The sequence below is a fragment of the Devosia sp. Root436 genome (assembly GCF_001426345.1).
In the GTDB taxonomy this organism is placed as follows: Bacteria; Pseudomonadota; Alphaproteobacteria; order Rhizobiales; family Devosiaceae; genus Devosia.
On record NZ_LMEM01000011.1, the window covers coordinates 389,652 to 399,642 of the forward strand.

The 9,991-nt window shown below is 65.1% G+C and carries 13 protein-coding genes; 6 read left to right on the top strand and 7 right to left on the bottom strand.

The annotated features are described in order from the left end of the window. Positions 1-231 precede the first annotated feature (231 nt). Together ASD04_RS12970 and ASD04_RS12975 are read left to right on the top strand one after the other, a co-directional pair. A complete protein-coding gene (locus ASD04_RS12970) occupies positions 232-585 on the top strand; it encodes a metalloregulator ArsR/SmtB family transcription factor (RefSeq protein ID WP_056257525.1) in 354 nt (117 codons plus the stop codon). Then, on the top strand, positions 585-1,067 hold the full coding sequence (locus tag ASD04_RS12975; RefSeq protein WP_056257527.1) for an SRPBCC domain-containing protein: 483 nt from the start codon (positions 585-587) through the stop codon (positions 1,065-1,067). Before ASD04_RS12970 ends, ASD04_RS12975 begins: the two co-directional genes overlap by 1 nt. A gap of 86 nt (positions 1,068-1,153) precedes the next feature. Here the strand turns inward: ASD04_RS12975 and ASD04_RS12980 are convergent, their stop codons facing one another. Further along, positions 1,154-2,191 carry an aldo/keto reductase gene (locus ASD04_RS12980; protein WP_056257530.1) on the bottom strand — a complete coding sequence of 346 codons (1,038 nt, stop codon included), beginning with the start codon at positions 2,189-2,191 and terminating at the stop codon, positions 1,154-1,156. A 92-nt stretch (positions 2,192-2,283) separates the two neighbouring features. On the opposite strand from ASD04_RS12980, the gene ASD04_RS12985 reads away from it, so the two are divergent. Then, positions 2,284-3,303 carry a rhodanese-related sulfurtransferase gene (locus tag ASD04_RS12985; RefSeq protein ID WP_082531205.1) on the top strand — a complete coding sequence of 340 codons (1,020 nt, stop codon included), beginning with the start codon at positions 2,284-2,286 and terminating at the stop codon, positions 3,301-3,303. Positions 3,304-3,322: 19 nt separating this feature from the next. Here the strand turns inward: ASD04_RS12985 and ASD04_RS12990 are convergent, their stop codons facing one another. After that, positions 3,323-3,637 (bottom strand): HigA family addiction module antitoxin, encoded by a 315-nt coding sequence (locus ASD04_RS12990; RefSeq protein ID WP_056257534.1) that lies wholly within the window; start codon positions 3,635-3,637, stop codon positions 3,323-3,325. Next, positions 3,609-3,893, bottom strand: coding sequence for a type II toxin-antitoxin system RelE/ParE family toxin (locus ASD04_RS12995; RefSeq protein ID WP_056257539.1), 285 nt, complete (start codon positions 3,891-3,893; stop codon positions 3,609-3,611). Before ASD04_RS12995 ends, ASD04_RS12990 begins: the two co-directional genes overlap by 29 nt. 189 nt (positions 3,894-4,082) lie before the next feature. Here ASD04_RS12995 and ASD04_RS13000 point away from each other — a divergent pair, with 189 nt between their 5' ends. Then, the gene (locus ASD04_RS13000; RefSeq protein ID WP_056257542.1) at positions 4,083-5,003 is read left to right on the top strand and encodes a LysR family transcriptional regulator; all 921 of its coding nucleotides are present in this window, start codon (positions 4,083-4,085) and stop codon (positions 5,001-5,003) included. Between the two features lie 35 nt (positions 5,004-5,038). On the opposite strand, the gene ASD04_RS13005 is transcribed toward ASD04_RS13000, so the two are convergent. Continuing rightward, positions 5,039-5,812 carry a LytTR family DNA-binding domain-containing protein gene (locus tag ASD04_RS13005; protein ID WP_244488312.1) on the bottom strand — a complete coding sequence of 258 codons (774 nt, stop codon included), beginning with the start codon at positions 5,810-5,812 and terminating at the stop codon, positions 5,039-5,041. A gap of 110 nt (positions 5,813-5,922) precedes the next feature. Between ASD04_RS13005 and ASD04_RS13010 the strand changes: the two genes are divergently transcribed. Further along, positions 5,923-6,438: a DUF6622 family protein gene (locus ASD04_RS13010; protein WP_056257546.1), complete on the top strand. Its 516-nt coding sequence runs from the start codon at positions 5,923-5,925 to the stop codon at positions 6,436-6,438. A gap of 4 nt (positions 6,439-6,442) precedes the next feature. Here the strand turns inward: ASD04_RS13010 and mbfA are convergent, their stop codons facing one another. The 3 genes from mbfA to ASD04_RS13025 form a co-directional block, all read right to left on the bottom strand. Further along, positions 6,443-7,423, bottom strand: a complete 981-nt coding sequence (mbfA, locus tag ASD04_RS13015) for an iron exporter MbfA (RefSeq protein ID WP_056257551.1) — start codon at positions 7,421-7,423, stop codon at positions 6,443-6,445. A gap of 329 nt (positions 7,424-7,752) precedes the next feature. Continuing rightward, entirely contained in the window at positions 7,753-8,643 is an 891-nt protein-coding gene (locus ASD04_RS13020; RefSeq protein ID WP_056257554.1) for an NAD(P)/FAD-dependent oxidoreductase, read from the bottom strand. After that, on the bottom strand, positions 8,636-9,094 hold the full coding sequence (locus ASD04_RS13025) for an Rrf2 family transcriptional regulator (RefSeq protein ID WP_056257557.1): 459 nt from the start codon (positions 9,092-9,094) through the stop codon (positions 8,636-8,638). Before ASD04_RS13025 ends, ASD04_RS13020 begins: the two co-directional genes overlap by 8 nt. Before the next feature lie 112 nt (positions 9,095-9,206). Here ASD04_RS13025 and ASD04_RS13030 point away from each other — a divergent pair, with 112 nt between their 5' ends. After that, a complete protein-coding gene (locus ASD04_RS13030; protein WP_056257561.1) occupies positions 9,207-9,809 on the top strand; it encodes a hypothetical protein in 603 nt (200 codons plus the stop codon). Positions 9,810-9,991: the final 182 nt, after the last annotated feature.

The following is a 9,991-nucleotide window of genomic DNA, read 5'->3' on the forward strand; positions in this document are numbered from 1 at the left end:
CACCCTGCTCGATCACGGAGTTAGCTGAAGCTAACTCCTATCTCGCTTCCAGCCATTCGGGCGTAGCCTTCACGGACTTCTCACCTCAAATCGCTCCACCGGAGCGATTTGCCATGCGGGACGGCTCGAAGCCCCACAAGGGGAGGGTGCGCTCCACTCCTCGTCGGGCGATTGACAGGTTCGATATTGCGGCGTATTTAGCATATTACGTAATTAGCGAAGTACGCAAATATGGCCGATCACCTCAGTACCACTTTCGCCGCCCTGGCCGATCCGACGCGACGGGCGATCCTGGCGCGGCTGGTGCATGGGCCGGCGACGATCAATGAACTGGCCGAACCGTTCGCCATGACCCTGCCGTCGGTATCGCGGCATGTGAAGGTGCTCGAAGAGGCGGGGCTGGTCAGCAAGGCGCGGGAGGCACAGTTCCGCTCGTGCCGGCTGGAAACGCTGCCACTGGAGGCGGCGGATAGCTGGCTGGCGGAATATCGGGGGTTCTTCAGCGAACGCTTCGACCGGCTGGAAGCCCAGCTCAAGACGATGATGGCAGCGCGGGCCGACGACGACAAGCAGGGAGACCGGTGATGGCACCGACCTATCGACAGGAGCGCGGCTTTCGACTGACGCGCATGCTGGATGCGCCGCCCGAAGTGGTGTGGCGGGCCTGGACCGAGCCTCGATATCTCGACTGGTTCTTCAACCCCGGCACGCGGCCGGACCATGCCACGACGGTCGACCTGCGCGTCGGCGGCACCTGGCGGCAGCATATGGTGGAGACCGCCGAGCGGCACTACATGACCGGCGGCATCTACCGGGAAATCGTGCCCAATCGCCGGCTGGTGTTTTCGTGGGGCGCCAGTGGCGGCTGGCCGGACACCGATGACGGCAACGGACCGCAGGTGACAGTGGAACTGACGCCGGTGGGCGAGCGCACGCGGATGGACGTGGCGCTGCACCTGCCGGACCAGTTGAGCCAGGCCGAAGTCGAGGCCTGGCTGGACAAGGGGATCGAACCGGGCATGGCGATGACCATCGACCGGCTGGTGGAGAAGCTGGCGGCGGGTTGAGTGCCACGCCCTCGTGGGTCGAGGCTCGCAAGAGCTCGCACCTCACCATGAGGGCTACTGGAAACGCGGCACGAGGCGTGCAGCGATTACCGCAGCCAGCCGCTGGGGCGGGGGTGGAGTTCCATCTGGCCATCCTTGGTGGCGGCGTCGATGGCGGCGATTTCCTCGGGCGACAGGCTGAGATTGTTCAGCACGCCCAGATTGTCCTTGAGCTGATCGAGATTGCGCACGCCGATCAGGGCCGAGGTCATTTCCGGGCGGCGCAAGACCCAGGAGAGGGCCAGCTGCACCATGGACTGGCCGCGGCTGCGGGCGATGTCACCGAGCTTGTCGACGGCAGCGAGGACGCGGGGTTCGATATGGCTGGCGCGGAGCGAGCCATTGGGATTTTCGCCGCGGGTGCCGGACTTGTCGCCGGAATTGTATTTGCCCGACAGCACGCCCTGGGCCAGCGGGGAGAAGGCGATGATGCCGATGCCCAGTTCGCCACAGGCGTCGATGGTGTGGTCGTTCTCGATCCAGCGGTTGATCATGGAATAGCTGGGCTGGTGGATGGTGGTGGCGACGCCCATGTCCTTGAGGATGGCATAAGCCTCGCGCGTTTCCTTTTCCGGATAGGAGGAAATGCCGACATAGAGCGCCTTGCCTGACCGCACGGCATGGGCCAGGGCGCCCATGGTTTCCTCGAGCGGGGTCTCGGGGTCGAAGCGATGGGAATAGAAGATATCGACATAATCGAGCCCCATGCGCTTGAGCGACTGATCGAGGCTGGCCAGCACATATTTGCGGGAGCCGAATTCGCCATAGGGGCCGGGCCACATATTGTAGCCGGCCTTGGTCGAGACGATCAGCTCATCACGATAGGGGCGGAAATCGCGGGCCATGACCTGGCCGAACAGCTCTTCGGAAGAGCCGGCCGGGGGGCCGTAATTGTTGGCGAGATCGAAATGGGTGATGCCGCTATCGAAGGCGTGGCCGAGGATTTCCATGGCCGAGGGATAGTCGCGCGTGCCGCCGAAATTCTGCCAGAGGCCGAGGCTGATGACCGGCAGCTTGAGGCCGGAGCGGCCCGAGCGGCGGTATTGCATCGTGTCATAGCGTGCCGTATCGGCCCGATAGGTCATGGTCAGTCTCCCGAAAATTTGCGATTTGGCCGCGCGTGACGCTGGGCGCGGCGAATGGTATGAGCGGGCCGATGAGCCCGCGTGAATCCGATATGAACGCTAATCTGCCCCAAGGCCAGCAACCATACAAGGTGATGGCTATCTATAAATTTGCCGACCTGCCCGACGCCGAAGCCATCCAGCCAGAGCTGGCGGCATTCTGCGGCGGGCGCGGCATCAAGGGCACGCTGATCCTGGCGCCCGAGGGGATCAATGGCACGGTGGCGGGGACGGAGGCGGATATCGATGCGCTGGCCGGTTGGCTGTTTGCGGGCGACGTTTTCGCCGGGCGGCTCGCCGGGGCGGAGGTCAAATATTCGCGGGCCGGCGCCATGCCGTTCCTGCGCATGAAAGTGCGGCTCAAGCCGGAAATCGTCACCTTGCGGGCGCCCGAGGCCAATCCGGCCATGGCGGTGGGCACCTATGTCGAGCCGCAGGACTGGAACGGGCTGATCGCGCGCAACGACGTGGTGCTGGTCGATACGCGCAACGACTATGAGGTGGGGCTGGGAACATTCCAGCGGGCGCTGGACCCGGCGACCAGGAGCTTCACCGAATTCAAGGATTATGTGGCCACCCATCTCGATCCGGCCAGGGACAAGAAGGTGGCGATGTTTTGCACCGGGGGCATCCGCTGCGAGAAGGCGTCGAGTTATCTGCTGAGCCAGGGGTTCGAGGAAGTGTTCCACCTCAAGGGCGGAATCCTCAAATATCTCGAAGTGGTGCCGGAGAGCGAAAGCCGTTTCGCCGGGGAGTGCTTCGTGTTCGACGAGCGCGTTTCGGTGGGGCATGGGCTGGTCGAGGGCGAGGCGACCTTGTGCCGGGCCTGCCGGCAGCCGCTGGTGGCGGCGGACCGGGCGCATGCCGACTATGTCGAGGGTGTGAGCTGCCCCCATTGTGCCGGCGAAGCGGACAAGCATGCGGCGGCGGCCGAGCGGCAGAAGCAGATGGAGCTGGGCAAGCGACATGGCGTGGCGCATCTGGGCGATGCCGCGAAGAGCGTGGCGGCCGAGCGCAAGGCGGCCAAGCGGGCGCTGGCCGAGGCGTCGCGGGCGCGGAACAGAGCGGGCTAGGCTCTTTGCCCCGAGGTTGCTAGGCGGCTCGCGGCTCAATGGCTGTGAGGTCGTCGCCGAGTTCGCGTCGCCGCTGCATCAGGTCATAGTCGGCCTGGAGGCCAAGGAAGAAGCCTTCCGACATGCCGAAGTAGCGCGCCAGACGCAGGTCGGTATCGGCGGTGACGGCACGCTTGCCGAGGACGATCTCGTTGATGCGGCGAGGCGGTACATGCACAGCACGAGCCAGCGCATTCTGGCTCAGGGCCATGGGCAAGAGAAATTCCTCGAGCAGAATTTCGCCCGGATGCGGATTGGGCAGCAGGTCAGACATGGTAGTCAACGATTTCGACATTGCTTGGTCCTCCTTGCTGCCAGATGAAGCAGATACGCCACTGGTCGTTGATCCGGATGCTATGCTGGCCGGCACGACTGCCCTTGAGGGCTTCGAGGCGATTGCCGGGTGGCACGCGCAAGTCCTGCAACACCTGCGCCTGATTGAGCAAACGCAGCTTGCGCAGGGCGACAGACTGGATATCGGGTGGCAGCTTGCGGCTGCGCCGGCCCGACCAGATCAGTTCCGTTTCGGTGCTGGCGAAGCTGCGGATCATCAACCGGCACTGTAACGCCAGGCGTTACATAACGCAATACGTTATACACGTGGCCTCGCAGGATGGATTCCGGCCTTCGCCGGAATGACATCGTTGTGGGACACCATCGCGCCCGACCCTTCCCCATCGCAATTGTCGATGCTAGGCTTGTATTCTCCCATGAATTCTCCAGCGTCATAAGCCAAACCGATGGATCTCGACCAGCTTCGTACGTTTGACCGCATCGTGCGGGAGCAGAGTTTTACGCGGGCGGCGGCTTATCTCAACATTACCCAGGCGACGGCCTCGATGCGAATCAGGGCGCTGGAGAACCTGTTGGGGGTCACGCTGTTTCAGCGCGGGCGGACGGTGACGCTGACCGACCAGGGCATGACCTTCCTGCCGTTTGCGCGGCGCATCATCGGCACGGCGCAGGAGGGGCGCGAGGCCTTGCGGCGGGTGGAGCGCGGGCGGATTGCCATAGCTTCGCTCAGGAGCCTGGTGTCGCCGCTGATCACCGAGCCGCTGTTGCGGTTCCAGGAGAAATATCCCGGCGTCGATGTGGTGGTGAGCGAGGGGCGGCAGGCGCAGATCGCCGCCATGCTGCATGAGCGGGATGTGGAGATGGGTATTCTCTGCTGGCCCAATATCGATCCGCTGGTGGTGGACCTAGTCCCGCTGGTGATCATGCGCGAGCGGGTGCCGCTGGTGGTGGCGCCGGAAATCGCGGCGCAATTGTCGAGCCGGCCCAGCATCGAGGAGGTACTGGCGCTGGTGCCGCGGGTGATCTCGCTGCGCTGGTGGCAGGCCGAGCCGGAGACGGCGGCGGCCCTGGTGCGGCTGGCCAAGACCAGCGTGGAACTGCCGACCGGACCGGCGCGGCGGCTGGCGATCAAGGGCCAGGGGCTGGGCTTTTTCGTCAATTCGGCGGTGGCCGACGACGTCAAGGCCGGGCGGCTGGTGGAAATCGCGCCCGTGGATTTCGAGCCGCTGCATCGCGACACGGCCATGGTGGTGCGTTCGACGGCGGCGCTGGAGCGCGACATGCTGGCCGATTTCGTGGCCGAGATCGCGCGGGAATGCGAAAGCGTCGGGGTGATCGTGGACAACCGGCTGGCGGCGCGGGGCTAGACCATGCTTGTTGCATTTTCCGAACCGGAAACGCCCTAGACCAGCAGCCCGGCGGATTTGGCGGCATCGAGATAGCTGCGGCTGATCGGGACGATGGTGCCGTTTTCCAGTTCCAGCGCGGGTTTGCCCGCCTGGCGCAGGGTGCGGCGCACCGCGTCGAGCGCAACCCAGTGGGAGCGATGCACCTGCAGGCCCGCCACGGAGCCGGTTTCGCGGATTGCGTCGGAGAGGCGCATCAGCACCAAGGCGCGGCCCTTGTCGGTGACCACGTCGACATAATGATCGGAGACCGACAGATGCAGCAGCCTGCCGCGCTGCGGATGGGGCAGCCGCGCCAGGATCGGGGGTGGCTCGGGCGCCGGCGGCAGGGTTGTGACCGGCGGCACGGATGGCGCCAGCGCCACCATCATGGTGACGACAACGGCGGACACGACGAGGCAATAGAACCAGAGCCGCAACGGCGGCACCTGCGCTCCGGGGGAGGCAATCACGGTGACGCCGTAGACGACGATCCAGGCCGGAATGCTGCCGGCCAAAGCCGCCACCGCGATGCGCTGCGGCGGGCGCCGCAAGCGATGGGCCAGCCGGTCCAGCGTCAGGCGGGCCACGGCATGGCTGCTCACATAGCTGAGCACCACGATGACCAGCCAGTAGAGCAGACGTCCCGGCAGGTCGAACTGGCTGAGCGTATCGAAGGGTCCGGATATGGCCAGCACCAGGCTGGCGCCGGCCATGCGGATCAGCACGCGCGGCGAGGTCAGGCTGGCCTGCATTTCACGAAGCGCAGAATGCAGGAGCGATCCGTTCACGTAGCCAGCTTTCCTTCTGCGCATTGCCATTTGCCGAGCGGCAAGCATAGCGCCACAGGGGCCGCCGACAAGTCCGCCACACCAGGCGGCCACAGCAAAGGAGCGCTAGCATGACTGCCATCACGACGACCATCACCCAGATCATCATCCACACACCCATCTGGGTCTGGGCCATCCTGCTGCTGCTGATCTGGCGGGGGCTGATCAGCACCAGGCCGCGCATCGTGGGGCTGGGCAAGCTGCTGTTTCTGCCGCTGGTGCTGGTGGCGCTCGCCGCCTACCACATCCTCGGCTCGGGTCTTTCGAGCGCCACCCTCGCCGGTCTTGCTTTCGGAACGCTGGGCGGCGTCGCCGCCGGGCTGGTGCTGGAGCGCCGCAATCCGGCGACCCCGCTTGGCAATGGGCAAATCCAGCTGGCCGGCGAATGGACGCCGCTCCTGGTGATCCTTGCCATCTTCTTCACGCGCTATGCCGGCGCCGTCACCGCCATTACCGCGCCGGCCATGGCCAGCAGCGCGGCGTTCCTCATCGCCATGGGTGCCATCTCGGCATTTTCCAGCGCGATGTTCGTGACCCGCACCATATTGCGGCTGCGCGTGCTGCAGGCCACGCCTGCACTGGCCTAGATCCTCAGGCGTTGCCGATCAGGATGCCGGCGGCAAAGACCAGCGAGCCGCCGAGCACCACCTGCAGGACCGCGCGCCAGAACGGGGTCTGCATGTAGCGGTTCTGGATGAAGGCGATGGCCCAGAGTTCGACGAGAACCACGATGACGGCGACCGTGGTGGCCATTGTGAAATCGTGGATGAGGTAGGGCAGCGCATGGCCGAGCCCGCCAATGGCGGTCATGACGCCGGCGGCCAGGCCCCGCTTGATGGGTGAGCCGCGGCCGGTGAGCTTGCCGTCGTCGGAGGCGGCTTCGGTGAAGCCCATGGAAATGCCGGCGCCGATGGCGGCGGCCAGGCCGACGAGGAAAGTCTGGTGAGTATCGCCGGTGGCAAAGGCGGCGGCGAAGACCGGGGCAAGGGTGGAGACCGAGCCATCCATGAGGCCGGCGAGGCCCGGCTGCACATAGGTCAGCACGAACTGGCGGTGGGACTCGGTGGATTCGCTGTCGCGGCCCTCGGCGCCGAGCACTGCGGCGTCGATCCGGTCGGCGGCGTCGGCATGCTTGCGCTCCTGGGCGGCGAGATCGCCGAGCAGCTTGCGGATGCCGGCATCGGTGGCCTGCTTGGCGGCCTCCATGTAGAAGCGATAAGCGCCCTCCTCCATTTCCCAGACCTGCTGGCGCACAGCCTCCAGCGTCAGCGTCTTCATCAGCCAGAGCGGCTTGCGCGGCACGAAGCCCCTTACATGCTCGCGGCGGATAGGGACGAGGCGCTTGCCGAAGCGCTCCACATAGAGATCGAGCAGGCGGCGGCGATGTTCATCCTCCTCGGCGGCCATGGCTTCGAACAGGGTGGCGGAACCGGGATAGGTCTCGGCGAGGCGGGTGGCGAATTCGGAATAGATGCGGCCATCCTCCTCCTCGGCCGCCACGGCCAGGGAGAGAATTTCGCGCTCGGAGAGCGAAGCGAAGCTGCGGCGGGCGTCGGGCAGGAGGGAAAACATGGGCTGGCCCACTTTGGAATGGTTCTAAAGAATAATTAGAACGGTTCTAAGGTAATGGCAAGAGTGTGGTGTGGGAAAGGGGTTTTTCCTCCCCTTGTGGGGAGGTTACAATTGGCGCCTGGCTTCAATCACGGTGTCATTCCGGCGAAGGCCGGAATCCATCCTGAGATGACTGGGCCTGCGGTGAACGCGGGAAGACCTCAGGATGGATCCGGCCTTCGCCGGGATGACATCGCGTAAAACAATGCTCATGAGTTCAAGGTGAACACGCCCCCACAAGGGGGGTATCGACTGGGCAGCCTGTGGCCCCAAAGCGGGGCGCGTTGCGCCTAAACCAGCATCGACTGCTGCGCGAAGATGCCGGCCATGGCGCCGTGGGAGCTGGCGAGGGTGACGGAGGCCATGGGGTTGGCGAGGTCGCCGGCAGCGTAGATGCCGGGCATGGTGGTTTCGCGGCGGTCATCGACCTTGAGGGCGATGCCGACGGGGGTATCGACGGTTTCAAGGCCGAGCGCCTCATGCAGGCTGGCGGAGGGCTGGTTGCGCGGATGGGCGAAGAGCACGTCGACCTGCACCTTTGCTCCGGTGTCGAGGTTGATGGTGGACAGCCTGCCATCGGCATGGGCGATTTCGCTGATCCGGCCGTCGATGACCGCCACGTTGCGGCGGGCGAGGTCGGCGCGGGTCTCGGGCGAGATGTCGTGGCCATCGGCGAAAAGCGTCAGGTGATCGGTCCAGTCGTGGAACAGGGACACGGCATGGGCCGATTGCGGGCCCGACCAGACCAAGCCCCAATGGCGGCCGGCCACTTCGAAACCGTCGCAATAGGGGCAGGGCACGATGGACTGGCCCCAGCATTCGGCAAAGCCGGGTATCGATGGCATCTGGTCGGCGACGCCATAGCTGAGCAGCAGGCGGCGCGCCCTGAGGCTTTCGCCATCGTCGGTGAGGACGGAGAAATCGTCGAGGCTGCCGCTGATGGCATCGGCGCGGGTATTGAGCAGGCGGACGGTAGGGTAGCGCGCAAGCTGGCGGCGGGCCTCGGCGAGGATTTCGAGCGGCGGCTTGTGATCGTGGCCGAGCAGGCCATGGGAATGGCCGGCGAAGCGGTTGCGCGGCAGGCCGGTATCGAGGACCGTGACCTTGCGGCGGGCGCGGCCGAGCTGCAGCGCGCCGGCCAGGCCGGCAAAGCTGCCGCCGATGATGATGACGTCATCCATGGGAATGGGCTCCGTGGTGGTTTGGATGAAGAGGATTGGGCGTGGCTTCGCGCGCGATATCGTCGAGCGAGACGCGCTCGAGGCGTGCCGCGAGCAGGGCTTCGGCATCGGCGATGAAATCGCCCATCACAGCGTTGACCGTGCGCACGATGCCGCAGGCGATATCGCCGGGATCGCTTTCGGTGCGGATGAGCAGGCTCTCCCCCATGGCGGCATAGACCTGGCGCAGGCTGATTTCGCCGGCGGGCCGCAACAGGCGCCAGCCGCCATCGTGGCCCTTGCTGGCGGCGACGATGCCGGCCTCGCGCAGGGTGCCGAGAACGCGGCGGACGACGACCGGGTTGGTCATCAGACACTGGGCGAGCGTCGATGAGGTGATGGCCTCGCCGGGCTGCTTGTGCAAGTGGACGAGGGCGTGGAGGGCAAGGGAGAGGCGGCTGGAGCGTTTCATGTAACTTTTATTGTTACATTGCTCGGCTATGTCAACCCTTGGTGTTCGCGCTTTCCCCGCTTTGACGGAATGCTATGGTCAGGAGGTCTGCGGAGACCGGGAGGGACGAGATATGAAGACGATGCTTGCCGCCATGGCGATCCTGCTGATGACGGGGCCGGCGGCCCTGGCTTTCGACGCCGATACGCAGGCCATCATCGACCGGCACAAGGCCGGCAAGCTGGTGTCGATGACGGATATGGCCCAGCTCATGCGATCGAGCGCGCAATGGTGCTACATCAACCAGGACCACACCTGCGCCTGGACCGATATCTATCTCGAGGTAACCGATACCGGCGCTACGTTCGAAATCGGCAATGCCTGGGATGCCGATACCGATATCGCCTTTACCGACGAGGGCGTGTTCAAGGACGACCGCTATATCTGCGAGAGCGGCAAGGACTGGGTGCCGAGCGTGCGGGCCACGCGGCGCAGCGACGGCAGCGTGATCGGCGGTCGGATGCTGTGGGAACTCAAGGCGGCGATCGAGGCGAACCGCAGCGCGGAAACGCTGGACTGCTTCGACTATGTCTATCTGGGCGCCAACCCCGACCAGGAGGTGGTGACGCTGCGGCAGCGGCAATATACCGACGGCGTGCATGTGGAGGGCAATGACGTGGAAGTGACGCTGCATATGAACAGCGAGGATGCGGCGGGACTGCTGTGGCGGTGGTGAGGGCTGTGCCACGCCCTCGTGGTTCGAGGCTCGCAAAGAGCTCGCACCTCACCATGAGGGCTACTTTGAATGCGGTGTTCCAGTAGCCCTTGTATTAGCGCTTTGTGGTTAGCTCGTGCCATCCTTTTGGATGCCGCGATCTGGATGGCGACCCAGATCGCGGCTGCGGTGTCGGATCGATT